Origin of the sequence: Streptomyces fradiae ATCC 10745 = DSM 40063, from assembly GCF_008704425.1 — a bacterium.
GTDB lineage: Bacteria > Actinomycetota > Actinomycetes > Streptomycetales > Streptomycetaceae > Streptomyces > Streptomyces fradiae.
This window is the reverse complement of record NZ_CP023696.1, coordinates 3051031-3077834: the sequence shown is the minus strand read 5'-3', so window position 1 is coordinate 3077834 and position 26804 is coordinate 3051031. Positions and strand designations below refer to the sequence as shown.

At 75.6% G+C, this 26804-nt stretch carries 21 protein-coding genes; 11 read left to right on the top strand and 10 right to left on the bottom strand.

From position 1 onward, the window contains the following. Positions 1 to 106 precede the first annotated feature (106 nt). Positions 107 to 1495: an MDR family MFS transporter gene (locus CP974_RS13565; RefSeq protein ID WP_223844372.1), complete on the bottom strand. Its 1389-nt coding sequence runs from the start codon at positions 1493 to 1495 to the stop codon at positions 107 to 109. A 165-nt stretch (positions 1496 to 1660) separates the two neighbouring features. Between CP974_RS13565 and CP974_RS13560 the strand changes: the two genes are divergently transcribed. Both CP974_RS13560 and CP974_RS13555 read left to right on the top strand, forming a co-directional pair. Next, entirely contained in the window at positions 1661 to 2422 is a 762-nt protein-coding gene (locus tag CP974_RS13560; RefSeq protein WP_031130269.1) for a phosphoglyceromutase, read from the top strand. Positions 2423 to 2633: 211 nt separating this feature from the next. Next, on the top strand, positions 2634 to 3137 hold the full coding sequence (locus tag CP974_RS13555; RefSeq protein WP_031130268.1) for a DUF6584 family protein: 504 nt from the start codon (positions 2634 to 2636) through the stop codon (positions 3135 to 3137). A gap of 55 nt (positions 3138 to 3192) precedes the next feature. Here the strand turns inward: CP974_RS13555 and CP974_RS13550 are convergent, their stop codons facing one another. Next, entirely contained in the window at positions 3193 to 3582 is a 390-nt protein-coding gene (locus CP974_RS13550) for a hypothetical protein (protein WP_051839256.1), read from the bottom strand. A 175-nt stretch (positions 3583 to 3757) separates the two neighbouring features. Beyond that, the gene (locus tag CP974_RS13545; RefSeq protein WP_051839254.1) at positions 3758 to 6250 is read right to left on the bottom strand and encodes a SpoIIE family protein phosphatase; all 2493 of its coding nucleotides are present in this window, start codon (positions 6248 to 6250) and stop codon (positions 3758 to 3760) included. Positions 6251 to 7373: 1123 nt separating this feature from the next. Here CP974_RS13545 and CP974_RS13535 point away from each other — a divergent pair. Continuing rightward, positions 7374 to 9809, top strand: coding sequence for an ATP-binding SpoIIE family protein phosphatase (locus tag CP974_RS13535; RefSeq protein ID WP_223844371.1), 2436 nt, complete (start codon positions 7374 to 7376; stop codon positions 9807 to 9809). A 308-nt stretch (positions 9810 to 10117) separates the two neighbouring features. Here the strand turns inward: CP974_RS13535 and CP974_RS29605 are convergent, their stop codons facing one another. Then, complete coding sequence (locus CP974_RS29605; RefSeq protein WP_162887732.1) at positions 10118 to 10267, bottom strand: hypothetical protein; 150 nt, start codon at positions 10265 to 10267, stop codon at positions 10118 to 10120. A gap of 145 nt (positions 10268 to 10412) precedes the next feature. After that, a complete protein-coding gene (gene phoU / locus CP974_RS13530) occupies positions 10413 to 11093 on the bottom strand; it encodes a phosphate signaling complex protein PhoU (protein WP_031130264.1) in 681 nt (226 codons plus the stop codon). A gap of 253 nt (positions 11094 to 11346) precedes the next feature. On the opposite strand from phoU, the gene phoR reads away from it, so the two are divergent. Together phoR and phoP are read left to right on the top strand one after the other, a co-directional pair. Further along, complete coding sequence (gene phoR / locus CP974_RS13525) at positions 11347 to 12579, top strand: two-component system sensor histidine kinase PhoR (protein WP_031130263.1); 1233 nt, start codon at positions 11347 to 11349, stop codon at positions 12577 to 12579. After that, positions 12576 to 13256, top strand: coding sequence for a two-component system response regulator PhoP (gene phoP, locus CP974_RS13520; RefSeq protein WP_031130262.1), 681 nt, complete (start codon positions 12576 to 12578; stop codon positions 13254 to 13256). The genes phoR and phoP overlap by 4 nt, the downstream gene beginning before the upstream one ends. 126 nt (positions 13257 to 13382) lie before the next feature. Here the strand turns inward: phoP and CP974_RS13515 are convergent, their stop codons facing one another. Continuing rightward, positions 13383 to 14048 (bottom strand): copper chaperone PCu(A)C, encoded by a 666-nt coding sequence (locus tag CP974_RS13515; RefSeq protein WP_031130261.1) that lies wholly within the window; start codon positions 14046 to 14048, stop codon positions 13383 to 13385. Positions 14049 to 14897: 849 nt separating this feature from the next. On the opposite strand from CP974_RS13515, the gene CP974_RS13505 reads away from it, so the two are divergent. From CP974_RS13505 to ispF, 3 genes are all read left to right on the top strand, one after another. After that, the gene (locus tag CP974_RS13505; RefSeq protein ID WP_003953493.1) at positions 14898 to 15380 is read left to right on the top strand and encodes a CarD family transcriptional regulator; all 483 of its coding nucleotides are present in this window, start codon (positions 14898 to 14900) and stop codon (positions 15378 to 15380) included. Between the two features lie 463 nt (positions 15381 to 15843). Then, the gene (gene ispD, locus CP974_RS13500) at positions 15844 to 16584 is read left to right on the top strand and encodes a 2-C-methyl-D-erythritol 4-phosphate cytidylyltransferase (RefSeq protein WP_031130918.1); all 741 of its coding nucleotides are present in this window, start codon (positions 15844 to 15846) and stop codon (positions 16582 to 16584) included. Continuing rightward, complete coding sequence (ispF, locus tag CP974_RS13495; RefSeq protein WP_031130916.1) at positions 16574 to 17068, top strand: 2-C-methyl-D-erythritol 2,4-cyclodiphosphate synthase; 495 nt, start codon at positions 16574 to 16576, stop codon at positions 17066 to 17068. The genes ispD and ispF overlap by 11 nt, the downstream gene beginning before the upstream one ends. Positions 17069 to 17409: 341 nt before the next feature. Here the strand turns inward: ispF and CP974_RS13490 are convergent, their stop codons facing one another. The 4 genes from CP974_RS13490 to sigK form a co-directional block, all read right to left on the bottom strand. After that, on the bottom strand, positions 17410 to 18063 hold the full coding sequence (locus tag CP974_RS13490) for a fasciclin domain-containing protein (RefSeq protein ID WP_031130913.1): 654 nt from the start codon (positions 18061 to 18063) through the stop codon (positions 17410 to 17412). A gap of 221 nt (positions 18064 to 18284) precedes the next feature. After that, positions 18285 to 20186, bottom strand: a complete 1902-nt coding sequence (locus CP974_RS13485; protein WP_031130911.1) for a molybdopterin-dependent oxidoreductase — start codon at positions 20184 to 20186, stop codon at positions 18285 to 18287. A gap of 335 nt (positions 20187 to 20521) precedes the next feature. Continuing rightward, a complete protein-coding gene (locus tag CP974_RS13480) occupies positions 20522 to 21259 on the bottom strand; it encodes an anti-sigma factor (protein WP_031130909.1) in 738 nt (245 codons plus the stop codon). Beyond that, positions 21256 to 21771: an ECF RNA polymerase sigma factor SigK gene (gene sigK, locus CP974_RS13475; RefSeq protein ID WP_231717366.1), complete on the bottom strand. Its 516-nt coding sequence runs from the start codon at positions 21769 to 21771 to the stop codon at positions 21256 to 21258. Before sigK ends, CP974_RS13480 begins: the two co-directional genes overlap by 4 nt. Positions 21772 to 22363: 592 nt before the next feature. On the opposite strand from sigK, the gene cysS reads away from it, so the two are divergent. The 3 genes from cysS to CP974_RS13460 all read left to right on the top strand — a co-directional run bounded on the left by cysS (position 22364) and on the right by CP974_RS13460 (position 26727). Beyond that, positions 22364 to 23764: a cysteine--tRNA ligase gene (gene cysS, locus CP974_RS13470; protein ID WP_031130904.1), complete on the top strand. Its 1401-nt coding sequence runs from the start codon at positions 22364 to 22366 to the stop codon at positions 23762 to 23764. An 89-nt stretch (positions 23765 to 23853) separates the two neighbouring features. Beyond that, positions 23854 to 24804, top strand: coding sequence for a 23S rRNA (guanosine(2251)-2'-O)-methyltransferase RlmB (gene rlmB, locus CP974_RS13465; protein ID WP_031130902.1), 951 nt, complete (start codon positions 23854 to 23856; stop codon positions 24802 to 24804). 123 nt (positions 24805 to 24927) lie between these two features. Then, on the top strand, positions 24928 to 26727 hold the full coding sequence (locus tag CP974_RS13460; protein ID WP_223844370.1) for a DoxX family protein: 1800 nt from the start codon (positions 24928 to 24930) through the stop codon (positions 26725 to 26727). Positions 26728 to 26804: the final 77 nt, after the last annotated feature.

Here is a 26804-nt window from a genome sequence, read left to right as displayed (position 1 = left end):
GTGGCGGCCGCCCGGGAGTACGCCCGCCCGCGCGCGTGCCCGGGGGCGTACGGCACCCCCGTGTCCGTACGCCCCCGGAACCCTCAGCAGGCCGCCCGCCGCGCGCTCACCCCGCGCTGACGGCGGTGGCCGTGCCCTCGGCGGCGGTGGCGGCGCCGTCCGGCGACTCGCCCCTCCCGTCGCCGCCCCGGCCCGCAGCCGTACCCCCGCCGGCCCCGGCTCCAGCCCCACCTGCGGCGGCCCCCGCGGCCTTCGTGCCCTCCAGGCTCCGCCCCGCAGCTACCGTGCCCCCCGCGGCTACCGCGCCCCCCGCCGCGTCGTCGCCGCCCAGCGCTCGCCGCAGCAGCACCACGTACCCGACGGCGGCCAGCACGGCGACGGCGGCGCAGCCCAGCCACAGGACGTCCGGCCCCGGCCCCTCCACGACCCAGCCGGCCGTGACCGGCGCGACGAACCCGCCCACCGACCACGCCATGCCCATGACGCCCTGGTAGCGGCCCCGGGCGTGCACCGGCGCCAGACGGGCCGTCGCGGCGGCGTTGACCGGGATGTACACCATCTCGCCGATGGTCCACACGACGACGGTCGCGGCGAACAGCAGCGGGGTGTCCGCCAGCGCGGTCGCGCCGGTGCCGAGGGCGAACAGCAGCGCCGAGACGACCAGGAGCCCGATCGTCGACCGGCCCTCGGTGATCCTGTTGACGAGCAGCTGGAAGACGACGATGACGACGCCGTTCACGGCGATGACCACGCCGTACGACTCGGGGGCGAGCCCCGTGGACGTCATGGTCAGCGGCAGGCCGACCCAGGGGGTGCTGAAGACGGTGCACACGAGCAGGCTCAGCAGCACCAGCGTGCGGAACGGCCCGTCCCGCAGCACGTCCAGGGTGGTCAGCCGGGGCGCGGCGGACCGCTCGCCGTCGGCGTTCACCGGCGCCTCGGGGCGCGTCTCCGGCAGCCGTACGAACACGATCACCGCGCACAGCGCCGTCGCGACGGCCTCGATGAGGAACAGGGTCCGGTAGCCGAGGAACAGGGCGGCGCCGCCGCCGGTCGCGGCGATGGCGAAGCCGAGGTTCAGGGCCCAGTAGTTCAGCGCGTACGCCCGGCGCCGGTCGTGCTCGGGCACCTGGTCCGCGATGGTCGCGCCGATGGCGGGCCGCACGGACTGCATGGCGACGCCCATCAGCAGCACCACCGCGGCGACCGCCCACGGGCTGGTCACCACCGCGAGGGACGCCGCGCCAGCGGCCGCCGCCAGGTGGCCCGTCACCATGGTCGGGCGCCGCCCCCAGCGGTCGCTGAGCATCCCGCCCAGCGGCGAACCGGCGATGCCGCCGAGCCCGTGCAGCGCGACCACGAGGCCCGCGTACCAGCCGGAGAAGCCCAGCTCCTGGGTGAGGAACAGCGACAGGAACGTCAGCACGAACGCGCCCGTACGGTTCACCAGCGTCGACAGCCACAGCCACCAGAAACCGCCGGGGAGCCCGGACACGGTGCCCCGGGCTGAACGTATGAGCGGGACGATGGACACGCGAGCTCCCCCTGTAAGCGGCCGACTGCTTATCCGGAACTTACGGGCCCGCCCCGCCCGGCTGCCAGTCAATTGACGGGGACCGTCAAGCGTCCGCTGTCGGAGGCGTCCACTAATCTCGTACGCATGGCCGACGCACCGTACAAGCTGATCCTGCTCCGCCACGGCGAGAGCGAGTGGAACGCGAAGAACCTGTTCACCGGCTGGGTGGACGTCAACCTCACCGAGAAGGGCGAGAAGGAGGCGGTCCGCGGCGGTGAGCTGCTGGCGGACGCCGGTCTGCTCCCCGACGTGCTGCACACGTCGCTGCAGAAGCGCGCCATCCGCACGGCGCAGCTCGCCCTGGAGGCCGCCGACCGCCACTGGATCCCGGTCCACCGCTCCTGGCGGCTGAACGAGCGGCACTACGGTGCGCTGCAGGGCAAGGACAAGGCGCAGACGCTCGCCGAGTTCGGCGAGGAGCAGTTCATGCTGTGGCGCCGCTCGTACGACACCCCGCCGCCGGTCCTCGCCGACGACGACCCGTACTCGCAGGCCGGCGACGCCCGCTACGCCACGATCCCGCCGGAGCTGCGGCCCCGCACGGAGTGCCTGAAGGACGTCGTGACCCGTATGCTCCCGTACTGGTACGACGGCATCGTCCCCGACCTGCTGGCCGGCCGCACCGTCCTGGTCGCCGCCCACGGCAACAGCCTGCGCGCGCTGGTCAAGCACCTGGACGGCATCTCGGACGCCGACATCGCGGGCCTGAACATCCCGACGGGCATCCCGCTCTCCTACGAGCTCGACGCCGACTTCAAGCCGGTCACCCCCGGCGGCCAGTACCTCGACCCCCAGGCCGCCGCGGCCGCCGTCGAAGCGGTGAAGAACCAGGGCAAGAAGAAGTAGGTCCGCGCCGGTGGGCCCCCTGCCGCGGCCACCGCCCGGCAGGGGGCCTACCGGTCGTTCCGGGCCCTCGCACGGGCCCCGCTCGCGCTGAGCGGGGCCCTGCTCAGCGCTCCGCGCGGCCGGGCCGGGGCGCCCGCCGGGCCGGGGCGCCCGTCGGGCGGGTGGCGAAAAGGGGTCGATGCGGTGCGGTGCCTTGGCCGACCATGTGGGCATGGCTCTGACCGTCACCCTCGCGCGGGTCGACGCGGACCTGGCGGCCGGGCGTGTGCCCATGGCGCGGCAGCGTCTGCGGGGACTCGTGTCCTCCTTCCCCCACGACCCCGCGCTGCGCCGGCGCCTGGCGGAGGTGTACCGGCTGTACGGCGATCCGGCGGAGGCCGGGCGCTGGATGTACCTGGAGGAGGACCGCGACGCGGACGAGACCGGCGCCTTCGAGGCGCGGTACCGGACGCCCCCGGCGCGGATGCGCGCCCTCGCGTGGCAGGGGTCCGAGGAGTCGGCCCCGACCCCGTTCGCGGCGCAGCAGCTGGCGGCGGTGCGGACCGCCTGCTCGCAGGCCCTGGGGCGCGAGGTGGACTGGGGGGACTCGGACCTGCCGGAGCCCGGGGACGGCGAGGGGCGCCTCGCCGGCTTCCTGCTGGGAGTCGGATGCCTGGTGGCGGGTGTCGCGATGCTGGGGATCTGGGTGTACGGACTGGTCGCCCTCGTCGGCTGAGGGCGGGGCGCCCGGCGGTGTCCGCCCGGCGGTGCCCGGTGGTGCCCGGTGGTGCTCAGTGCGGGGGGTTCGAGGTCGGGACGCGCGTGGCCCCGCCGTCCTCGGCGCCGCGGTTCTGCCGGTCGATGGCCCGCCGCGCCGTGTTGCTGGCGGCCCGGATGCCCAGGTAGGCGGTCGTGATGGACGTGACGGCCGTGAACGCGCTGGTCAGTACGGTGACCGTCTGCTCCGTGCCTTTGCCCGACGCCTGTACGCCCCAGGCGGCGACGGTGAGGAGGGCGGCGACCGCCGTCACCACCACGAACATGCCCGCGATGGAACGGATCTGCTCGCTCAGCGCGTCGCCGCTCTGGGCCTTCCGCGCGAGTGTGACCAGGGCGATGGTGGTTCCGATGATGATGCAGACGAGGATGACGCCCACGCCCACGATGACGGCGATCTCCATGAGGTCCCCATGAGGCGTTGTGCGGGTGCGGAGAGTGGCTCCCGGCTCATCCTCACACCGGTGGATCGGTCCCGCACGCGGTGCGGACGCAAGCGGACGACGGGGGCCGGGGCGCCGCGCGTCGTCCGGTGGCACGGCAGCGACCGAGGCCGGCGCCCCCGGCGGGCGCGGCGGGTCAGCCCCCGCCGGGCGTACCGGGCAGGGCGGGAACGCTGATCAGGAGCAGCGTCACGTCGTCGTCGTAGGCGGCCGGGTCCTCGATGAGGGTCCGCAGCAGCAGTTCCGCCAGCCCGTCGAGGGCCTTCGGGTCGGTGGGCGCGGGCCTCGGCGCGCTGTTCAGGGTGTCGGCGAGGAGGCCGATCCGGGCCTCGATGTCCGTACCCGGCCGCTCGACCAGCCCGTCGGTGTAGAGCGCCAGCACACTGCCCGGCGGCAGCGGCCCGGTCACCTCCTCGAAGGGCACCCCGCCGCCGCTCGGGGCGTTGACCCCCAGTGGCACTCCGACCGGGGCCCGCAGGAGGCGGGCGGGGCCGTCGGGGGGCAGGACGATCACCGGCAGGTGCCCCGCCGAGCACACGGTGACCTCGCCCGCGTCCTGGTCCAGGACCAGGTACAGGCAGGTCACGAGCTGGTCCGCCAGATCGTCGACGAAGGTGTCCAGCGCGGCCATCAGCCGGCTGGGCGCCGTGCCGGTGCGGGCCAGCGCGTGGGACGCGGCGCGCAGCTGCCCCATGACGGCCGCCGCCTCCAGCCCCCGTCCCATCACGTCGCCGATGATGACGCCGGTGCGGTGCCGGTCGAGCGGGATGACGTCGAACCAGTCGCCGCCGACGCCGGGGTCCTGCACGGACGCCAGGTACCGGTACGCGGTCGGCAGGTGCGGGAGGCGGGGCGGCTCGCCCATGAGGCTGTGCTGCAGCGTGTAGGCGATGCGCCGCTGCTGCTCGTAGCGCTCGGCGCGTTCGGCCTCCGCCCTTCTGCGCTCGGTGATGTCCCGCACGGTCAGGAACACGAGGGTCTCCCGCTCGGCCTGCAGACTGCTGACGCTCACCTCGACGGGGAACGGGGTGCCGTCGGCGCGCGTCCCGTACAGGTTCCGGTCCACGACCGTCGGCCGCGGGTCGCGCGAGCGCAGGTACGCCCCGAGGAGCGCCCTGTGCCGCCGCCGCCACGGAGCGGGTGCCAGGTCGACGGCCCGGGTGCCGAGCAGGTCGTCCGGTGAACGGCCGAACAGGCGCTCCACCTGCGCGTTGGCCATCACGACGGTGCCGTCGCCGTTCGTGATCAGAATGGCGTCGGGCGCGGACTCCAGCAGGGCGAGGAACCGCTGCCGGGACCGCTCGACCTCGCGCTGGGCCGCGACGCGCTCGGTGATGTCGGTGACCACCCCGCACAGGGCGTAGGGCGTGCCCGACGCGTCGTTGAGCGGGAAGAGGCTGGACAGGAACTCCCGCGGCCCGTCCGGCACGGCGAGCACTTCCTCCCGCTGTACGGGCCTGCCCTGCTCCAGCATGTCGAGGTCGGCGGCGCGTGCCTGACGGGCCAGCTCCGGCGGCATGACGTCCTCGTAACGGCGGCCCAGCACCTGGTCGCGGGTCAGGCCCAGGTTCTGCTCGAACTTCGTGTTGACCGCCAGGAAGCGGCCCTCCAGGTCCTTGATGAACACCACCGCGGGGGTGTGGTCCATGAAGGCCTGCAGCAGTTCGTTCTGGCGCACCTGCCATTCGAGGCGGGCGTGCGACACCTCGACCCGGCGGCCCATGATCAGGGCCCCGAAGATCATCACGGTGAACGCGGCCACGTGCGCCGACACCAGCAGCGCCGTGCCCAGCCGCGAACTGAACGTCCCCGCCTTCACCCCGGCGAGGACGACCCAGCCCAGCAGCGGCGGTACGACCAGGGCCGCGGCGAAGAGGCGGCGCCCCAGGGCGCCCGTCGTGCCGGCGTTGGTCAGCAGGCCGGTCAGGTCCTCGTCCGGCCGGTTCAGGAAGACGGAGGTGCCCAGCAGCACCAGGGCCAGCGCCGTGTGCATGGCCATGCCCGTGTAGGCGCCGAACCGTTCCAGCTCGGGCACCCCGTAGGCGCCCCCGTACATCCGCAGCATGCCGAGCGTCACCACGGCCAGGCCCATGAGCTGGCTGGTCCAGGCGGGGAGCCGGGGCGTGCTCGACCACAGGGACGCCGCGCCCGCGAGCGCCAGCGCCGCCGCCGTGTTCGGCGCCATCCGTCCGGGCGTACCCGTCGCCACGTCGGCGGTGTCGTCCTCGAAGAGGAGCTCGTCGAGGCCCAGGCTCGTCCCGGTCGCGTACTCCGCGAGGGTGAGCACCCCGATCACGGTCGCCAGGACCGCCGCCGCGCGGGCCGCGGTGAGCACCCCGGGGCGGGCCGGCCTCCGGGCCACCCCGTACAGGGAGAGGCCGAGGGCGGTGACGGCCACGGCGGTCGGCGCCTTCATGGCCCCGCCGGCGCTGGGCAGCAGGTTCTTCAGCGCGTCGGCGTCGATGATCCATCCGACAAGGACCACCAGGCCCAGGAGGGCGGCGGCCAGGGCGGTGGCGCCGGCGATCGCGTGCGCGGTCGCCAGGATGCGGGGGCTGAGCGGCAGCTCTTCGGCCCGCTCCGGTCGGTGCGTACCGGTCGGCTCGGGCACCTGCTGCTCTTTCGTCACCGCACTCTCGTCCCTGACGGAGGACATCTGAACCGCAACAATCAGCTTAAATGTTGTGAAAGGCGTATTCCCGGCATGGAGGGGCGCCGGAGCGCGTCGCCCGGTTCTCGGACCATGTGCCGCGCGACGCGACAGGCGAGCGGCGACGGAGAAGGATGGGAGGGGTGGGGAAGCGTGAGAGGCGGGCCGGGGGCGAACCGACGGAGCCGCCGGCACCGCGGCGGACCGCGGTACGCCACCCCGGTGGGCCACCGCTCCGGCGGGCCGACGCGCGGCGCGTCGCTCCGGCGGCCCTCCGGGGGATCGCCGCCCCGGCGGTCCGCGGCCCGGCGGCCGCCACCGGTCGGGGCGCTCCGCGGCGGAGGTGGCCCCGGAGCCGCGCCGGGCGGATCCCGGAACCGTGGCGGCCGGGAGCCGGGAGAGCCCCGGTGCCGGGACCTCAGGGCAGGAACGGGCGATGATCGACATGCACGACGCCACACCGCTCGGCGGTGACGCGGGCGGCCTCCCGGAGCCGGAGGCCCCGGCCACGGCCGTCGTCGACGCGCGCTGTGTCGTGACCGGGTGGAGCGTGGGCGCCGAGCGTCTGCTCGGCTACCCGCCCCAGGCCGTCATCGGGCGTCCCGCGGCCCACCTGCTCGGAGCGGCCCCGGACCCGCGCTCGGCCCGGGGCCCCGCCCCGGACCCGCGCTCGGCCCGGGGCCCCGCCCCGGACACGTGCTCGGCCCGGGGCCCCGCCCCGGACACGTGCTCGGCCCCGGGTCCCGCCCCGGACGCGCGCTCGGCCCCGGGCCACGGCCCGGACGCGCGCTCGGCCCCGGGGGCGCGACCGGCGGGCCCGGACCCGCGAAGAGACCCGGACATGAGGCCGGGCCTGGACCCGCCACCGGACCCGGGCGAGCGGCCACCCCCCGATGAGCGACCACACCCCGGCGAGCGACCGGGCCCGGACCGGGGCCGGGAGCCGGACCGGGACAGCGACCCCGGTCCTGGCCGGGACGCGGGCCGAGGCCCGGACCGGGGTGCCGCCGCCCCGGACGGCGGGCGCGGCGGCGAGGGGAAGGCGCGGGGGGCGGAGGGGGCGGCGGGCAGGGCGGTGAGCGCGGCCCTCGACGGCCGGAGCGTGACGGTCCTGCTCCGCCACCGGGACGGCCGTCAGGTGGCGGCGAGGCTGCGCGCGTATCCGTGGGTCGACGGTGAGGGCCGCGCCCAACGGCTCGTCGTGGCGACGCCCCAGGAGCGCTCCGCCCCGAACCGGCCCGGTGAGCGGACAGAGCGGGACCGGTCAGATGGGCCCGCAGCCGCTCGGCCGGACGACCGGCCGGACGACCGGCCGGACGACCGGATGGGCCACCGGCCACTCGACCCGGCGGCGCCCGACCGGGCCCCGGAGGAGGCCGGGCCGCCCCCCGGCCCAGGGACGGAGCCGCCGCCCACCCCGCCGCCGACCGCCCCGCCGCCGGTCGGGCCGGGGCCGGGGCCCGACCCGGCGGCGGGGGAGGCGATGTTCGACCAGTGCCGCCTGCCCGTCATGGTGTTCGACTCCGCGCTGCGCGCCGTACGCGCGACCGCGGGCGCCCAGCACGAGCTCGGCCTCAGCGAGCAGCGGATGGTGGGCCGCAGCGTCACCGAGATCCTGCCGCCCCACATCTGCCGCGAGGTCGAGGACGGCATGTGCCGGGTGCTCGGCACGGGGGAGCCCGAGAGGTTCCCCGTACGCGGCAGGTCCCGCCCCGGCGCCCGCGAGCGGATCTGGTCCATCACCGTCTCCCCGCTCAGGGACCCGGCGGGCCGGGTACGGCATCTGGAGCTGTCCGCGCTGGACATCACCGAGCAGCACCTGGCCCGCGAACGGCTCGCGCTGCTCAACGACGTCAGCGCGCGGATCGGCAGCACCCTGGACGTGATGCGCACCGCGCAGGAGACGGCCGACGTGGCGGTGGGCCGGCTGGCCGACTTCGTCACCATCGACCTGCTGGACCCGCTGTTCAGCGGGGCCGAGCCGAGACCCTCCCGCACGGGCGCCGTCACCCTGCGCCGAGCCGCCCAGCAGTCCGTGCTGCCCGGGGTCCCCGAGGCGCTGGCGGCCCCCGGCGAGGTGGACGAGTACCCCGAGTCCACGCCCCCCGCCCGCTGCCTGGCCACCGGCAGGCCCTCACTGCACCGCACCCTCGACGAGGCCGTCAGGGCCTGGCGGGAGGCCGACCCGAGGCGCTCGGAGGTCGTCCGGGCCTTCGGCATCCACTCGCTCATGGTCATCCCGCTGCGGGCCCGCGGCGTCACCCTCGGCGTGGCCGTCTTCGTACGGCACCGGCGCGAGGACCCCTTCACGGAGGACGACCTGTCCCTGGCGGAGGAGATCGCCGCGCGCGCCGCCGTGGCCGTGGACAACGCCCGCCGCTACACCCTGGAGCGCGAGACCGCGCTGGCGCTCCAGCGCAGCCTGCTGCCGCACCGGCTCGCCGCCCAGGACGCGGTCGAGGTGGCGCACCGCTACCTCCCGGCCCGCACGCGGGCGGGCCTGGGCGGCGACTGGTTCGACGTGATCCCCCTGTCGGGCGCCCGGGTCGCGCTCGTCGTGGGCGACGTCGTGGGCCACGGCCTGCGGGCGTCCGCGACCATGGGGCGCCTGCGGACCGCGGTGCGCACCCTCGCCGACGTCGATCTGCCCCCCGACGAGCTCCTCACCCACCTGGACGACCTCATCACCCACGTGTCGGCCGAGGAGGAGACGCCGGCGCCGCGCCGGTCCGCCGGTCTGGAGGTGCCCACGGACCTCATCGCCACCTGCCTGTACGTGGTCTACGACCCGGTCTCGGGCCGCTGCACGGCCGCCACCGCCGGCCATCCGCCGCCCGCCGTGGTCACGCCCGCGGGCCGGGTGGACTTCGCGGACGTCCCCGCGGGGCCGCCGCTGGGCGTCGGCGGCCTGCCCTTCGAGACCCTCGACTGGGAGGTGCCCGCGGGCGGCCTCCTCGTGCTCTACACGGACGGCCTCGTCCAGGGCGAGGAGCACGACCCGGGCGGCGGTCTGGACAGGCTGCGCCGGGCCCTGGAACGTCCCGCCCGGTCGCTGGAGGCGACGTGCGACCACGTCGTCCGCACCCTGCTGCCGTCCCACCCCGAGGACGACGTCGTCCTGCTGGCGGCCCGCACGCGGGCCCTCGGCCCGGACCGGGTCGCCACGTGGGACCTGCCGTCCGAGCCCGCGGCGGTGGCCCGCGCCCGCTCCGGGGTGCTGGACCGGCTGGCCGAGTGGCACCTGGACGACGTGGCGTTCACCGCGGAGCTCGTGGTGAGCGAGCTCGTCACCAACGCGATCCGCTACGGCCGCCCGCCCGTGCAGCTGCGGCTCATCCACGGGAGCGCGCTCGTCGTCGAGGTGTACGACGGCAGCAGCACCGCCCCCCACCTGCGCCGCGCCCGCGCCTTCGACGAGGGCGGCCGCGGACTGCTGCTCGTCGCGCAGTTCGCCCAGCGCTGGGGCACACGCCACCGCGCCGAGGGGAAGACCATCTGGGCGGAGATCGAACTGCCCGTCCGTGGGCGGAGGCCCTGAGACTCCGGCAGCGGCGGCCCTGGACTCCGGCAGCGGCAGCTCAGGAACAGCGCCCCGCCACGGTGGCGGCCCCGAGACCTGTGCCCCGCCACGTCCGGCGGCCGCGAGACCTGTGCCCCCGCACGTCCCGTTACGTGTCCGCGTACGGACGAGCGGGGGGCGAAGGGCCGGGCCCCCCGGCCCCGTACCGCCTCGTCCACCGCCCGGGGCAGCGGCGCCCGCCTTCACGCGCCGCTGCCCGGAGCCGCCGTCACACGGCCTCGGCCGTCGGCCGCTGCCGCCTCACGGCCGCCGTACGGCCGTCGCCGTCAGCCGCAGCTGCCGCTGCACGAGCACGGCCCGCCCGACTGGCAGCCGCAGCTGCAGCCGGAGCCGCACCCGCAGGCGCCGAGCAGCGGCAGGTGGGTGGCTTCGACGGGGGTCTCCTGCTCGGTGTGGGTCGTGGGGGAATCTGCCATGGCTTCCTCCTCAGCGGGGTGCCTGTGTCACCTCGCCCCCATTGGACGCCCGCCGGGGAGGGCGCATCAACGGCGCACGGAGGCGCCGCGAGGCCCGCCCCCCGGCCCCGCACCTCCCCCGCACCACGCCCCGCCGCGCGGCGGCTCAGGCGCCCTCGACCGGCGCCTCCGGCTGCTGGAGCTCGTCCGCGTGCTCGCCCGTCACCAGGTACACCACGCGCTTGGCCACCGACACCGCGTGGTCGGCGAACCGCTCGTAGTACCGGCCCAGCAGCGTCACGTCGACGGCCGTCTCGATGCCGTGCCGCCAGCGGTCGTCCATCAGGTGCCGGAACAGCGTCCGGTGCAGCAGGTCCATCTCGTCGTCGTCCTGCTCCAGCTGGAGCGCCAGGTCGACGTCCTTGGTGATGATGACCTCCGCGGCCTTGGCCATCAGGCGCTGCGCGAGCTGGCCCATCTCCAGGATCGTGGCGTGCAGGTCGGCCGGCACCGCGCGGTCCGGGAAGCGCAGCCGCGCCAGCTTGGCCACGTGCTGGGCCAGGTCGCCGGAGCGCTCCAGGTCGGCGCTCATGCGCAGCGAGGTCACCACGATGCGCAGGTCCGTCGCCACCGGCTGCTGGCGCGCCAGCAGCGCTATCGCGCGCGCCTCCAGGTCGTGCTGGAGGTCGTCGATCTTCTGGTCGGCGGCGATCACCGCCTCGGCCAGCTTCAGGTCCGCGTCGAGCATCGCCGTCGTGGCGCGCCCGATCGCCGACCCGACCAGCCGGGCCATCTCGACCAGGCCCTCGCCGATCGAGTCCAGTTCCTCGTGGTACGCGTCCCGCATGGATGTCCCTCTCTCACTACGCTCGGGGCCCCCGGTGGGGCTCAGGGTGTCTCGCCGTGTCTCGCCCGCCGTCCTCGCCGGCGTCTGGCGGTGGTGCCGGGCCCCCACGTTCCCACGGTCACCTCGGGAGGAGTCCTGGGCCTCCCCCACAAGTGAACCGCCCCCGTCCCCTCGGTGAACTTCGGGCGACGAGTGTTCGAGCAGGTGCTCGGACGGCTGGGAGCCCACCGTTGACCATGCCTAACCTGGAAGCATGGACGTGAACGCGGCGGTCGCCGCAGTGGCAGCGATCGCCGGGTTGCTCACCGGCGTCATCGCCATGCTCGCGTTCCGCTGGAGCGAGCGCGACCAGGCGCGGCCCACCCGGACCTCCCTGCACACGGACGCGGTGCTGCCGCCCGGTGTCGACACGGTCCTGTCGGTGCTGCGCTCCTCCGCGGTCGTGCTGGACGAGGGCGACGCCGTGGTCAAGGCGAGCTCCGCCGCGTACGCGCTGGGGCTGGTCCGGGGCGGGAAGCTCGCCGTCGAGCCGATGCTCCAGATGGCCCGCGACACCCGGCGGGACGGCGAGATACGCCAGGTCGAGCTGGACCTCCCGCGGCGCGGGACGGGCCGCGGCGAAGCCCTCGCGGTCTCCGCGCGCGTGGCGCCGCTCGGCTCCCGGCTGGTGCTGCTGCTGGTCGAGGACCTGACGGAGGCCCGCCGGATCGAGGCCGTACGCCGCGACTTCGTCGCGAACGTCAGCCACGAGCTGAAGACCCCCGTCGGCGCCCTCTCCCTGCTGTCGGAGGCCGTCATGGACGCGGCCGACGACCCGGAGGCGGTGACCCGCTTCGCCGGCCGCATGCAGATCGAGGCGACCCGGCTGACCAACCTCGTACAGGAGCTGATCGACCTCTCGCGGGTGCAGAACGACCACCCGCTGGAGGACGCCGAGCCGGTACGCGTGCAGGAGCTGGTCGCCGAGGCCATCGACCGCTCCCGGCACACGGCCACCACCAAGAACATCACCATGGCCGCCGGCGGCGCCTCCGACCTGCGGGTCTGGGGCCACCGGGGCCAGCTCGCCGCGGCCCTCGGCAATCTCGTCGAGAACGCCGTCAACTACTCACCGGCCCACACCCGCGTCGGCATCGCAGCCCGCCGCGTCACCGCCCCCGGCGGCGACCTGATCGAGATCGCCGTCACCGACCAGGGCATAGGCATCCCCGACAAGGACAAGGAGCGCATCTTCGAGCGCTTCTACCGCGTCGACCCCGCCCGCTCCCGCGCGACCGGCGGCACGGGCCTCGGCCTGGCCATCGTCAAGCACGTCGTCGCCTCCCACGGCGGCGAGGTGACCGTATGGTCCACCGAGGGGCAGGGCTCCACCTTCACCCTCCGCCTCCCCGAGGCGGCCGCCGGCCGCGACCGCACCCGTGACGGCCGCGGCACCAGCTCCGAGATCACCACCGAACCGTTCACCGCCCCGGAGGTCCTTCCGTGACCCGAGTGCTTGTCGTCGAGGACGAGGAGTCCTTCAGCGACGCCCTGTCGTACATGCTCCGCAAGGAGGGATTCGAGGTAGCCGTCGCGACCACCGGGCCGGAGGGACTCGACGAGTTCGAGCGCAACGGCGCCGACCTCGTCCTGCTCGACCTGATGCTCCCCGGACTGCCGGGCACGGAGGTCTGCCGCCAGCTCCGCGGCCGGTCCAACGTCCCCGTCATCATGGTCACCGCCAAGGACAGCGAGATCGACAAGGTCGTCGGCCTGGAGATAGGCGCCGACGACTACGTGACGAAGCCGTTCTCGTCGCGGGAGCTGGTGGCCCGCATCCGCGCGGTGCTGCGCCGGCGCGGCGAGCCGGAGGAGAGCGCCCCGGCGGCCCTGGAGGCGGGCCCGGTGCGCATGGACGTCGACCGGCACGTGGTGACGGTGGACGGCGCCAAGGTGGACCTGCCGCTGAAGGAGTTCGACCTCCTGGAGATGCTGCTGCGCAACGCGGGCCGGGTGCTCACCCGGATGCAGCTCATCGACCGGGTGTGGGGCGCCGACTACGTGGGCGACACCAAGACCCTCGACGTGCACGTCAAGCGGCTGCGCGCCAAGATCGAGCCGGACCCGGGCGCCCCGCGCTACCTGGTGACCGTCCGCGGCCTCGGCTACAAGTTCGAGCCGTAGGAACCAGGCGGGTCCCACGGGGTCCGTACGCGCCGCCACGCGGAAGGGCGCCCCACCGGTCGAACCGGTGGGGCGCCCTTCCGTGCTGCCGGGCGTACCCCGCGCGCACCGCGCCGGGGCGGGCCGTCAGTCGCTCTCGGCGCCCTCGCCCTGGGCCGGGGCGGAGGCGGGGGCCGACGCGGCCGGGCTGCCCGCGGGCGAGCCCGACGGGGCGGCCGAGGCGGCGGGGGAGCCCGACGGGGCCGGGGAGCCGGACGGCGCGGCGGAGGCCGCCGGGGTGGACGGGGCACCGGTCGGACCGAAGTCCGTCAGGTAGCCGTCCGAGGGGTGGACGAGCGCCTGGAGCTTCACGTCGCCCGTCTCGCTGAGCTGGAAGACGACGTCCTGGACGCCGCCCTGCACGGACGGCTCCAGGCCCTCGACGACGATGGCGGCGTTGCCCTTGCCGCCGAAGACGACGGAGCCGCCGGCCGGGATGGTGACGGGGCCGGAGCCCCCGGCGGGCTTCAGCGCGGCCTTGGCGTCGGAGCCGGGCAGCTGGACGCCCTCCAGCGTCTGGGGCTTGGAGCCGTCGTTGAAGACCGTCGCGGCGACGGCCGCCTGGCCCTCGCCCTCGGACTGGGTGATCACCACGGCGTTCTGGACCTTGATGTCGCCGACCTTGGTGGCGGCGTTGTCCGGCCTGATCTGGAGGGTCTGTGCGTCGTTGCCCGCCCCGCATGCGGTGAGCGAGGCGACGGAGATGACGAGGGCGGTGGCGGCGAGGGCGCCGCGTCGAAGGCTGCGGCTCACGGCGGCGGCAACTCCTAGACGTACGGACGAGGGACGGCTCGGGCGGTGTGGCTGCGCGACCCTCCCGGACCGGACCCAGGGGCCGATCAAGGGGTGGTCAGCGGGCTCAGGTTACCGACCCGGTGTCACCGTCCCGCACCCGACCCGCCCTGTACCGCCCCCCGCCCGCCCCGCCCGCCCCCGCCTCCGCTGCACCAGGCGGGCCCGCATCGATTCCGTCCCCGGCCACGCCACCCCGCGCCCGCCCGGATGGGGACCCCGTGCCGCTCAGCGCCCGCCCGGATGGGGACCCCGTGCCCCCCGCGCCCACCCCGGTGGGGACCCCGTGCCGCCTCGCGCCCGCCCGGAGGAGGGCTCGCGTCTCCCGCCCGTACGGCCGGCCGCCCGGTCGCCCCCGGGTGGCCCACCGCGCACGGCTCGACCGGCGGGGCCGGAGCGCGCCGGAGGGTGGCCGGTTCTCGGCGCCGTTCCCAAATCCCGGCGTGATCAATTCTCCGGCCCTCACACATTCCCCACGGAAAAGCCACCCGTGATCAATTCCGGAAAGTGCCCGGCAACCGTCCGTGCGAGTGACCGACAACCGAACGGAGTACGGGAACCGGACGCCGCCGAACCCGACAAAACCGGATGTTTCGCCCCTTCGAGCTGCGCCCCGGGCGGCTCGGGCGAGACGTTTCGGCTCGCGCCCGCAGCCGCTCCGACCTGCGGATACCCGCTCGCGAAAGCCCGCCGCAGCACGTCCGCGCAGTCGTTGTCAAGCCCCGAGATATGCCCTGACCTGCGAAAACGCCATTCAGAACGCGCTGTATCCGTGTTACCCTGGATAGCCACGGAAGGGGTACCTGTCACATGACGTTCAAGGTTGGCGACACCGTGGTCTATCCCCATCACGGGGCCGCGCTGATCGAGGCCATCGAAACTCGCCAGATCAAAGGCGTGGACAAGACCTACTTGGTGCTCAAGGTCGCCCAGGGTGACTTGACGGTACGCGTCCCGGCGGACAACGCGGAGTTCGTCGGTGTGCGCGATGTGGTCGGCCAGGACGGGCTGGACCGGGTCTTCGAGGTGCTCCGCGCACCGTACGCCGAGGAGCCCACGAACTGGTCCCGCCGCTACAAGGCGAACCTCGAGAAGCTCGCCTCCGGCGATGTCATCAAGGTCGCCGAAGTGGTCCGCGACCTGTGGCGCCGCGAGCGCGAGCGCGGTCTCTCCGCCGGAGAGAAGCGGATGCTCGCGAAGGCGCGCCAGATCCTCGTCAGCGAGCTCGCGCTCGCGGAGAACACCAACGAAGACAAGGCCGAGGCCCTGCTCGACGAGGTCCTCGCGTCCTGACGCCGGATCCTCTCGGGCCCGGCACCACCGCATCCCCCGCCCCCGCCGCCGACCGTACGACCCGCGTCGGTCCACCGGCGGACCGACGGGGGCAGGCGGCCGGACCGGGGTCCTGAGCGCCGGAAGCCGCACCGCACTCCGTCCACGGCATCGGCCGGAGTGGACGCGGTACGGGGAGTGAGTCGCCGCCCCTGGCGGACGTGCCGCCGTGCGCGCGTACCGCGATGCGATACGCCTCACACGGCCCACGGAGCAACGCAGTAACACTGCCGCGGTGCCCGATGACATGCTGTGAACCCACAGCTCCGTCGCCGGGCGCTGCGGCATGTTCGTACCCGTGGAGACTTCCCGCACCGGGCGACCCGCTCGACCACCGTCACGGAAGGGTCCGGTCAAGGCGTCGCGCCCGCGCTGTGGCCATACCCATGTCGGCCGAGTAAACAAACCTGCCGGAGTGCAACCGATGTCAGACGCAGCACCTCCTGCCCGCACCGCGGCGGTCATCCCCGCCGCCGGTCGAGGCGTACGGCTCGGGCCGGGCGCCCCCAAGGCGCTCCGCATGCTGGGCGGCACCCCCATGCTCGTCCACGCCGTCCGCGCCATGTCCGCGTCCCGCGCCGTCTCCCTGGTCGTCGTCGTGGCGCCGCCGGACGACGTCGCCGGCGTACGGGCCCTCCTCGACGAGTACCCGGCGCCCGAGCGCACCGACGTCCTCGTCGTGCCCGGCGGCGCCACCCGACAGGAGTCGGTGCGGCGCGGGCTGGACGCGCTCCCCGACTCCGTCACCACCGTCCTCGTCCACGACGCCGCCCGGCCGCTCGTCCCGGTCGACACGGTCGACGCGGTCGTCGAGGCCGTACGGGACGGGGGCGCGCCCGCCGTCGTCCCCGCCGTACCCCTCGCGGACACCGTCAAGGAGGTCGAGCCGGCCGGCGACGGCACCCCCGAGCCCGTGCTCGGCACGCCGGAGCGGGCCCGGCTGCGGGCCGTGCAGACCCCGCAGGGCTTCGACCGGGCGACGCTCGTGCGCGCCCATCGGGAGGTCACCGGCGAGGTCACCGACGACGCCGGCATGGTCGAGCGGCTCGGCGTCCCCGTCGTCGCCGTGCCCGGCCACGAGGAGGCGTTCAAGGTGACGCGTCCTCTGGACCTGGTGCTCGCCGAGGCCGTACTCGCCCGGAGGAGGGTCAACGATGGCTTCTGAGGGCTTCCCCCTGCCGCTCGTCGGCATCGGCACGGACGTCCACGCCTTCGAGCGGGGCCGTGAGCTGTGGTGCGCGGGCCTGCTCTGGGAGGGCGAGGAGTACGGCCTCGCCGGGCACTCCGACGGGGACGTGGCCGCCCACGCCGCCTGCGACGCGCTGTTCTCGGCGGCCGGGATCGGCGACCTCGGCGCCCACTTCGGCACCAGCCGCCCCGAGTGGTCCGGCGCGTCCGGGGTCACCCTCCTCGCGGAGGCGGCCCGGCTGGTCCGCGCCGAGGGGTACGAGATCGGCAACGTCGCCGTCCAGGTCGTCGGCGTCCGCCCCAAGATCGGCAAGCGGCGGGCCGAGGCGCAGGCGGCGCTGAGCGCGGCGGTCGGCGCGCCGGTCGCCGTGTCCGGCACCACGACCGACGGCCTCGGCCTGACCGGCCGCGCCGAGGGGCTCGCGGCCATCGCCACCGCGCTGGTCGTCCGGCGGCCTTAGGGTCCCGAGGGCCGGGTCCTCGCGCCGTGCGCCCCCCTCTCGCTTCCGGCCGGGTGGGCGCCGGGCCGCTGCCGCGCGCGGGTGGGCGCCGGGTCGCTGCCGCGCGCCCGGCGGTCCGGCCGCAGACGAGTGGCCGGGTGCGCCGCCCTCCGCGCGGGCGGCGCACCCGGCCGGTGGCACGACGGCGCCCTCACACCTCCGGGGGGTGGTGTGGCCGGTAGGGCGCCGCCGTACCGGCGAGGGTGCCGCGGGGGGCGGGGGAGCCGATCCGCGGGACCCTCGGTCCGAGTGGGTCCGTGATGCCTGTGCCGCCCGGTCCCTTCGTGCGGCGGCGGCCCCGGCTACTTCGGCATCAGGACCGTGTCGACGATGTAGACGTTGGCGTTCGCCGTCTTGACGTTGCCGCAGACGACCGTGGAGGCGTCGTTCACCTTGTACGTCTCGCCCGAGCCGGCCGTGGTGACGGTGCCCTTCTGGAGCGTGGGGAAGGAGCCCTTCGTCAGCTGCTCCGGCGTCAGGCGCTCGCCGACCACGTGGTAGGTGAGGATGTTCGTCAGGGCGGCCTTGTCGTTCAGCACCTTGTCGAGGTCGGCCTTCGGGATCTTGGCGAAGGCGTCGTTGGTGGGCGCGAAGACGGTGATGTCCTGGGCGTTGTTGAGGGTGTCCACGAGGCCGGCCTTGGTGACCGCGCTGACGAGGGTCGACAGGGCCGGGTTGTTGGACGCCGCGGTGGCGACCGGGTCCTGGGCCATGCCGGAGAAGCTGCCCGCGCCCTCCTTGGGCACGGACGCGCACGCCGGGCCGAACGGCTCCTCCATGGCACTGGCCTGGTCCTGCCCCTCGGCACCGTCGGCCGCGGGCTTCTCCGCCGACTTCTCGGCGGCCGGAGCGGCACTGTCGCTTCCGGAGTCGGAGCAGGCCGCCAGCGAGAACGGCAGGACCGCGGCGGCGGCCAGGGCGACGGCGGTGCGACGGAAACGCGGGGTGCTGTTCATGTTCTGGATCTCCTGATGGTGACGGTCGTCGTCGGATGGGGGCCGGCGCCGGGCCGGACCCGGGTGGGGTACGGGATGGGGAAACGGGATCGGATACGGGACGTCGGGTCGCGGAGGAAGGGGGCGGACGAAGGGAGGGGTCGGGGGCGGCCGGGGCCGGGTGGCCGCGGACGGGGGCCTGGGGGGCCTGGAGGCCGGGGGCGGGGGCCTGGTGCCTGGGCTCATGGCGACTCGGGGTCGGTCACGGTGACGAACACGCTGTGCCGGCCGCTCGCCCCGTCGGGGACGGTCCTGGTGCGCCGCTCCGTCTGGACGGCGCCGGTGCCGTCGGTGGCGCGGACGGTGAGGGTGTGGCCGCCGGGGGTGGCCCGCCACGCGTAGGACCACTGCCGCCAGGTGTCGACGGAGCCCTGGGCCGCCAGCCGGGCGTCCTGCCACGGGCCGTCGTCGACCCGCACCTCCACACGGGCGATGCCCCGGCGCTGCGCCCAGGCGACCCCGCCGACCATGACCACACCGGCGGCCGGCCGAGAGAAGGGCCTCGGCGTGTCGATGCGCGACTGCGTCTTCACCGGGGCCCGCCTGGCCCACTTGCGCCGCACCCAGTAGGCGTCGAAGTCGGCGAACGTGGTCAGCTCGATCTCCTCGATCCACTTGCAGGCCGAGACGTAGCCGTACAGGCCGGGGACCACCATGCGGACGGGGAAGCCGCGCTCGAACGACAGGGGTGCGCCGTTGATGCCCACGGCGAGCAGCGCGTCGCGGCCGTCCATCACGTCCTCGACGGGCGTGCCGATCGTCATCCCGTCCACGGAGCGGGCCACCAGCTGGTCCGCCGGGCCGCCGCGCGAGGGGGGCCGTACGCCCGCCTCGCGCAGCAGCTCCGCCAGCGGTACGCCGAGCCAGCGCGCCGTACCGACATAGGGGCCGCCCACCTCGTTGGAGACGCAGGTGAGGGTGATGTCCCGCTCGACGAGCGGCCGGGCGAGCAGGTCCGCCAGGGAGTACGTGCGGGGCCGCGCCACGCCCTTGCCGCGGAGGCGCAGCCGCCAGGTGCCGGCGTCGATCCGCGGCACGACCAGGGCGGTGTCCACCCGGTAGAAGTCCCTGTCGGCCGTCGTGAAGGCGGCCACGCCCGGCACGCGGACGGCGGACCCGGCCGGCAGGGGCGGTGCCGGCGAGGCGGGCGCGGGGAGCCGCAGGGCCTCGCGGGAGGCGACGGCGCCCCGTGCGCGGCGGGTGGTGAGGGTACGGCCCAGGACTCCCGCCCCGGTGGCGGCGGCCGTCGTGGCGAGGGCCGCCGCGAGGAACGTCCGCCGGGCGCGCCGGTCCCCGCCGCCCGGACCGGGGGCCGTACGGGGGCCGTCCGCGCCGGTGCCGCCCCCGCCTGCGGTGTCCGCGTCGGCGGTGACCGTGCCCACCGGCGCGGGGCCCTCGTCGGATCCCGCACCGGGCGCCCCGGCCGAGCCGGTGGCCGTACCGGTGGTGGCCGTACTGCCACCGCCGCCGGTGGCGCCGCCACGGCCATCGGCGCCCGTACCGCCGCCTCCGCCGCCTGCGCCGCCCCGGCCGTGCGCCCCGCCCACGGTGACCGGGGCCGGGCAGGCGCCGCCCACCGCGACCGGATCGGCGTGCGCCCCGCCCGCGGCGGCCGGGCGGGCGGACTCGGCGGCCCGGCCGGCCAGTCCGGCCAGCAGGTACAGGGCGACCGCGCCGGCCGCTCCGCCGGCCAGCGAGGGCAGCGCGTCGACGGCGCCCCGGCTGTCGGGGCGGGACAGGGCCGCCGCCGCGCCCACCGCGCCGAAGGCGAGCACCAGCGCGGCGCCGACCAGGCGCCGGCGCGGCGCGAGCACGCCGACGAGCACGGCGCACCCCGCGAGCACGGCCAGGATGCCGACCTGCAGGACGAGTTTGTCGGCCTCCCCGAAGGAGCGGATGGCCCAGTCCTTCACCGGCGCGGGCGTGCGGTCGATCGCCGCCCCTCCGACCACGGTGACGGGGCCGGCCTCGGGGCGCACGAGGGCCGCGGCCAGCTCGGCCACCGCGAGCGCGGTGAACGCCGCCGGCAGGCCGCAGGCGGCGCCGTGGGCGGCGCGGTCGAGGATCCGTCGAAGGGTGCTCACATCCCGTATTCGGCGCGGGCCGTCCGGCGGATGGGTCAGTCACCCGAAAGAGTGAGAAAGGGGGGATGACCCCCAGGTACCGAGGGTCCGCCGGGGCCGCCGGGGCCGCCGGTCCGGCCGGTGGGGCCGGTACGGCGCCGGGCCGGGCACGCCGGGCGCCGGGCGATGACGGCGAAGGGGCGCCGGGCGCCGACGGCGGACGGGTGCGGGCGATGACGGCGAAGGGGTGCGGGGACCCGGCCGGGCCCCCGCACCCCTTCGTGTGCGCCTCCGTCAGGCGGCGCCGTCGTGTGCCTCCGTCAGGCGGCGTCCTCCGTACGGCCGCTGTCGCCCCCTCAGGACGGCAGCGCCATCACGGCCAGCGGCGCCGTGGTCGGCTGCGGCGAGCCGCCCGCCGGTTCCACCGTGACGCCCATGCCGGTCGCCGCGCCCACCGGCCCGTCCATGACCAGGGCGCCGTCGCCCCGTACGAGACCGGCGGGCCTCATCTCCTCGCCGCGCGCGAACCACAGCTGGTACGTGCGCCCGGCGGGCAGCTCCGGCAGCCCCGTCGCAAGGAAGACGGCCCGGTCCTCGCCGCGCGAGACGACCACCGCGGCCCGCCCGCCCCCGCCCAGTGCCCCGGCCGCCGTGCGGGCGTCCGGCGCGGCCAGCACCCGGGCCAGCGCGTCGGCCTGCCGCTGCGCGTTCAGCGCCGCCGCCTCCGCGTGCCGCACCTCCTGGTACTGCCGCACGGCCACGCCGCCGAGCACGGCGCACGCCGCCACGCTGGCCGCCAGGGCCAGCCGGGCCGCCGTCCACCGGCGCGGCGCCCGCCCGCCGCCGTCGTCGGGCACGCGCGGCGGCACCTGCCGCACGGTCGCGATCCGCTCCAGCACCCGCGCCCGCATCTCCCGCGGGGGCGCGGCGGCGACGGCGGCGCCCAGGCGCGCGGCGGTGGCGGTCAGCTCCCGCACCTCCTGGGCGCACGCCGGGCAGTCCCGCAGGTGGCGCTCGAACTCCGCCCGCTCGTCGTCCGGGAGGGCGTGCAGCGCGTAGGCGCCGGTCGGGGCGTGCAGGTGGTCCTCGGTCATGCGCTCACTCCCATGCAGTCCCGGAGCCGGATGAGTCCGTCCCGCAGCCGCGTCTTGACCGTGCCGAGGGGCGTCGCGAGGAACGTGGCGACCTCCCGGTACGTGTAGCCCTGGTAGTAGGCGAGTGTCACCGCCTGCCGCTGCAGGTCGGTCAGCGACCCCAGGCAGCGGCGCACCTGCTCGCTCTCCAGACGCACCGCCACCTCCTCGCTGACCTGGTCGTACGGCGGGGTGTGCGCCGCGGTCGCGGTGCGCTCCTCGCGGTCCGCCGCCGCCTGCTCGGAGCGGACCCGGTCGACGGCGCGCCGGTGCGCGATCGTCAGCACCCAGGTGGTGACCCCGCCCCGCTCGGGCGCGTAGCGGGCCGCGGAACGCCACACCTCCACCATGACCTCCTGCGCCACCTCCTCGGACTGGGCCGGGTCCCGCAGCACCCGGAGCACCAGGCCGTACACGGGGCCGGCGAGGGCGTCGTACAGGGCGGCGAACGCCTCCCGGTCCCCGTCGGCCACCCGGGCGACGGTCTCCGCGAGGTCGGCGGCGCCGCCGGGCGCACCGCCCGCGACGCGCGCGAAGCCGCTCACCGGGCGCCTCCCGGGCGCGGACGGCCCGGCGGGGGCGGGGGGACGTGACGGCCGTGCATACGCAACCTCTCCTACGACGGGACCCGGCGGGACCGACGGGGCGGAAGGAACCGAAGGAACCAGAGGAACCAGAGGAACCGAAGGGCCGGCGGGGCCGGCGGAACGACAGGGACCACAGATCCCGCACCACCGGCACGGACCGGTGCCACCGGCACCACCGGCACCACCGGCACGGACCGGTCGCCACCGGCACGGACCGACCGCCACCGGCACCACCGGCACCACCGGCACGGCCGGTCGCCGCCGAGGCGACCGGCCGCGCCCGTGCGGAACCCTCACCGGTACTTCGGAGCCGGAGCCCGTTCGGATGGGTCCGCGCCCGGATCGGGTCCAGGAACACCCGCGCGAACCTCCCGACCGGGCACGAGGGGCACCCGCGGGCCCGTCCGCCCCGCCCGCCCCGCGGGCGGATACCACGGGACGGGCGTGGGCACGGGTGGTCGCCCACTACCCTGGAGTGGTGACTATTCGGCTGTACGACACCAGCGCCCGGCGGATCCGCGACTTCTCCCCCCTCAAGCCGGGGTGCGTCTCGATCTACCTGTGTGGCGCGACCGTGCAGGCGGCCCCGCACATCGGGCACATCAGGTCCGGGCTGAACTTCGACATCATGCGCCGCTGGTTCGCCTACCGCGGCTACGAGGTGACGTTCGTGCGCAACGTCACCGACATCGACGACAAGATCATCACCAAGGCCGCCGAGCAGGGCCGCCCCTGGTGGTCGATCGGGTACCAGAACGAGCGCGCGTTCGACGACGGCTACCGGGCCCTCGGCTGCCTGCCGCCCACGTACGAGCCGCGGGCCACCGGGCACGTCACCGAGATGGTCGAGATGATGCGCGGCCTCATCGAGCGGGGCCACGCCTACGAGGCCGACGGGAACGTCTACTTCGACGTGCGCTCCTTCCCCGGCTACCTGGAGCTGTCGCGGCAGGACCTGGACGACCTGCGCCAGCCGTCCGGCGAGGGCGAGACCGGCAAGCGCGACCCGCGGGACTTCGCCCTGTGGAAGGCGGCCAAGCCCGGCGAGCCGAGCTGGGAGACCCCGTGGGGCCGCGGCCGCCCCGGCTGGCACCTGGAGTGCTCGGCGATGGCCCACAAGTACCTGGGCGAGGCGTTCGACATCCACGGCGGCGGCCTGGACCTGGTCTTCCCGCACCACGAGAACGAGATCGCGCAGGCCAAGGCGTTCGGCGACGAGTTCGCCCGGTTCTGGGTGCACAACGCCTGGGTCACCATGAGCGGCGAGAAGATGTCGAAGTCGCTCGGCAACTCGGTGCTCGTCTCCGAGATGGTCAAGCAGTGGCGCCCCGTCGTGCTCCGCTACTACCTCGGCACGCCGCACTACCGGTCGATGATCGAGTACAGCGAGGAGGCCCTGCGCGAGGCGGACGCCGCGTACGCGCGGATCGAGGGCTTCGTCCAGCGGGTCGTCGAGAAGGCCGGCCGGACCGTGGAGCCCGCCGCCGAGGTGCCGCCCGCGTTCGCCGAGGCCATGGACGACGACCTGGGCGTCCCGCAGGCGCTGGCGGTCATCCACAACACGGTCCGCCAGGGCAACAGCGCACTGGCCGCCGACGACAAGGACGCGGCCGTCGCCCGGCTCGCGGAGGTCCGGGCGATGCTCGGCGTCCTCGGCCTGGACCCGCTCGACCCGCACTGGGCGGGCGAGGCGGAGTCGAGCCAGGACCTGCACGGCGTCGTGGACAGCCTCGTACGCATGGTGCTCGAGCAGCGGGAGTCGGCCCGCGCCCGCAAGGACTGGGCCACCGCCGACGCGATCCGCGACCAGCTCGGGCAGTCCGGGCTCGTCATCGAGGACGGCCCGGACGGGCCTCGCTGGACGCTCGGCGCCCGCTGACGCACTCTTGAGGTGCCGCCCGGCCCGGCCGGGCGGCACACCCCCCACACGTACGCACGACTGTGATTTTTGACGGAGACAGGTAGGTCATGGCCGGGAACAGCCAGCGCAGGAACCGCCGCACCAGCAACAAGAAGGGCGCGACGGTCGGCAGCGGTGGCAACCGGCGCCGCTCCCTGGAGGGCAAGGGCCCGACGCCGCCCGCGCACATGCGCAAGGGGCACGTGAAGAACCGCGTCGCCAACGCCAAGGCCAAGCAGTCCGCGCGCCGCCCGGTCGTCCGGCGCGGCGGCAAGGGCCAGTCCGAGATGGTCGTCGGCCGCAACCCGGTCTTCGAGGCCCTGCGCGACGGCGTGCCCGCGACGACGCTCTACGTCCAGCAGTTCATCGACAACGACGAGCGGGTGCGCGACGCGCTGAAGCTCGCCGCCGACCGGGGCGGCATCCACCTCATGGAGGCCCCGCGCGCCGAGCTGGACCGGATGACGAACGGCCTGAACCACCAGGGCCTCGTCCTCCAGGTCCCGCCCTACGAGTACGCCCACCCCGAGGACCTGGCCGCCGCCGCGTACGACGAGGGCGAGGAGCCGCTGATCGTCGCCCTCGACGGCGTCACCGACCCGCGCAACCTCGGCGCGATCGTCCGGTCCGTGTCGGCGTTCGGCGGCCACGGCGTGGTCGTCCCGGAGCGGCGCGCGGCCGGCATGACCGCGGGCGCCTGGAAGACGTCCGCCGGTACGGCCGCCCGCACGCCCGTCGCACGCGCCACCAACCTGACGCGCGCCCTGGAGGCGTACCAGAAGGCCGGCCTGACCGTCGTCGGCCTCGCCGCCGAGGGCGAGACGGAGGTCGGCGACCTGGAGGCGCTGGAGGGCCCGGTCGTCATCGTGGTCGGCAGCGAGGGCAAGGGCCTGTCCCGGCTCGTCGGCGAGACCTGCGACCACCTGGTCCGCATCCCGATGCCGGGCGGCGCCGAGTCGCTCAACGCCGGCGTCGCGGCCGGCGTCGTGCTCTACGAGGCGGCCCGCCGGAGGGCCTGACCCCCCGCCGGGCCCGACACCGCGGGTCCGGCGCCGCCGTACCGGGACCCGTCATGATCTTGACGGGTCTCGGACATTTGGGGGCCGTCAAGGCAGTGTCCTATCGCGCCGTCACTCGGTTAGATGAGTGTGGACACCAGAACGCCCAGGCCCGGCTTCGACGATCAGCCTGCGCTGAGCATGGTCAAGGTCAACAGCGACCCCGCGCAGGTCATCGTGAACCACGCCAGTTTCCGGGTACAGCTCGCCCCGGTCCGGAGGCCCCGGTTCGCGGACCCCTCCCGCGTCCCCGCCCTGAGCGGCGCGGCGCCCGGCTCCGCCCGGCGCCGCGCGCCCGTCGTGTGGACCGGCAAGTCCTCGCCCGGGGACCTCGGCGCGACCGGACTCCTCCAGGCGGTACGGGACTCGGCGGGCGTCGACACGCTCGACCGCACGCAGGCCCTGCCGCTGACGGACGCCGCGGCGGGCGCCACCCGCGTCCTCCCGCGCGTCGGCTACGGCGACGACACGCTGCCGACCCCGGTCGTCGGCGGACGGCGCGCCCCCGACGCGCCGCCGCTGCTGCCGCCCATGCGCCGCGCCGAGGGCGCCTACGACCTGCGGCCCGACGACACCCGGGAGACGGCGCTCCCGTACGGCCACGGCGCGCCGCCGCACCCCGCGGCCCACGGCCCCGGCGGGTACGGCCCCGGCTACGGCACGGGCCCCGACGCGGGCCCCGACGCCGGGTACGGCGCCTACGACCCGGAGACCGCCGACCGGGACGGGTACGACCTCGACCAGTACGCCGACCGGTACGCCGAGCGGTACGAGGGCGGCCGGTACGCGGACGAGGACCGCGACCGGTACGCGGACGGCGCCCCCGCGCACCACCGGCACGCCTACTACCCCGGCCGCCGGATGAACCTCGGGGTCGTGCTGCTGCCGCTGCGCGTCTTCCTCGGGCTCATCTCCGTCTACGCCGGCATGGGCAAGCTGTGCGACCCGGTCTACTTCGACGGCGGCGAGCGCGGCTCCATGGTCCGCTGGCTGACGTCGCTGGACCCGTGGCCGCTCGCCGAGCCGCTGCGCGACTTCGCGCTGGCCCACCCGGTCGGCGCCGGTCTCAGCGTCGCGTTCGCCCAGGTCATCGTGGGCGTCCTCACCATCCTGGGGCTGTGGCAGCGGGTCGCCGCGGTGTTCGGCGCGCTGCTGTCGGCGGCGCTGCTGCTGACCGTGAGCTGGCGGGCCGTCCCCGCGTACGACGCGCCCGACATCATCTACCTCGCCGCCTGGTCGCCGCTGATCATCGCCGGGGCGCCCGTCTACTCCGTGGACGGCCGCCTCGCGGGGGAGGCCTGGCGCAGGCTCGGTCCGCGCGCCGCCCTGTGGGACCTGCGCCGCCGGGTGCTGCGGCGCGGCGCGGTGGTGGCCGCGGTGGTGACCGGCCTGACGCTGCTCGTCGGCTCGGTGCTGGGCGGGGCCGTGCGGTCCTCGGACCTGATCACCGTGCCGGGCCCGAACGCCGACCCGACCAACCACCTGCCGGGGCGCCCGCTGCCGGAGGAGCCCGCGCAGCGCGAGTCGGAGAGCGCCTCGGCCGAGGCGCCCGAGCCGTCCGAGTCCGCCTCCCCGTCCGAGTCGGCCGCGCCCAGCGAGAGCCCGACGGCGGGGCAGCAGGCCGAGGAGGAGCCGGTCTACGAGAGCGGCCGGGTCGAGCAGGAGGCGCCCACGGCCACGCGGGGCGCCGGCGAGGTCCCGCAGGAGCCCCGCCCCGAGCCGCCCCCGGTGGCCAGCGCGGGCCCCACCTCCAGCGGCGGCTCCGGCGGCGGTGGCGGCGACGACGGCTTCGGCTCGGGCGGCACGGACGACGGCACGTCCGGCGGCTCCTCCGGAGGCGGTACGGGCGGCAACCGCAACCCGCTGGGCGGCCTCCTCGGCTGACCCCGGCCCCCTCCGGTATCCGAGGGCGGTCACCGCGCGCGGCACCCGCGCCGGTGGCCGCCCTCCGTGCCACCCGT

What these genes read in the sequence shown, in the direction of transcription:
- CP974_RS13560 (WP_031130269.1), top strand. Translation starts at nt 1,661, where the DNA reads ATGGCCGACGCACCGTACAAGCTGATCCTGCTCCGCCACGGCGAGAGC.
- CP974_RS13555 (WP_031130268.1), top strand. Translation starts at nt 2,634, where the DNA reads ATGGCTCTGACCGTCACCCTCGCGCGGGTCGACGCGGACCTGGCGGCC.
- CP974_RS13550 (WP_051839256.1), bottom strand. Translation starts at nt 3,582, where the DNA reads ATGGAGATCGCCGTCATCGTGGGCGTGGGCGTCATCCTCGTCTGCATC.
- CP974_RS29605 (WP_162887732.1), bottom strand. Translation starts at nt 10,267, where the DNA reads ATGGCAGATTCCCCCACGACCCACACCGAGCAGGAGACCCCCGTCGAA.
- phoU (WP_031130264.1), bottom strand. Translation starts at nt 11,093, where the DNA reads ATGCGGGACGCGTACCACGAGGAACTGGACTCGATCGGCGAGGGCCTG.
- phoR (WP_031130263.1), top strand. Translation starts at nt 11,347, where the DNA reads ATGGACGTGAACGCGGCGGTCGCCGCAGTGGCAGCGATCGCCGGGTTG.
- CP974_RS13505 (WP_003953493.1), top strand. Translation starts at nt 14,898, where the DNA reads ATGACGTTCAAGGTTGGCGACACCGTGGTCTATCCCCATCACGGGGCC.
- ispD (WP_031130918.1), top strand. Translation starts at nt 15,844, where the DNA reads ATGTCAGACGCAGCACCTCCTGCCCGCACCGCGGCGGTCATCCCCGCC.
- ispF (WP_031130916.1), top strand. Translation starts at nt 16,574, where the DNA reads ATGGCTTCTGAGGGCTTCCCCCTGCCGCTCGTCGGCATCGGCACGGAC.
- CP974_RS13490 (WP_031130913.1), bottom strand. Translation starts at nt 18,063, where the DNA reads ATGAACAGCACCCCGCGTTTCCGTCGCACCGCCGTCGCCCTGGCCGCC.
- CP974_RS13480 (WP_031130909.1), bottom strand. Translation starts at nt 21,259, where the DNA reads ATGACCGAGGACCACCTGCACGCCCCGACCGGCGCCTACGCGCTGCAC.
- rlmB (WP_031130902.1), top strand. Translation starts at nt 23,854, where the DNA reads ATGGCCGGGAACAGCCAGCGCAGGAACCGCCGCACCAGCAACAAGAAG.
- CP974_RS13460 (WP_223844370.1), top strand. Translation starts at nt 24,928, where the DNA reads ATGAGTGTGGACACCAGAACGCCCAGGCCCGGCTTCGACGATCAGCCT.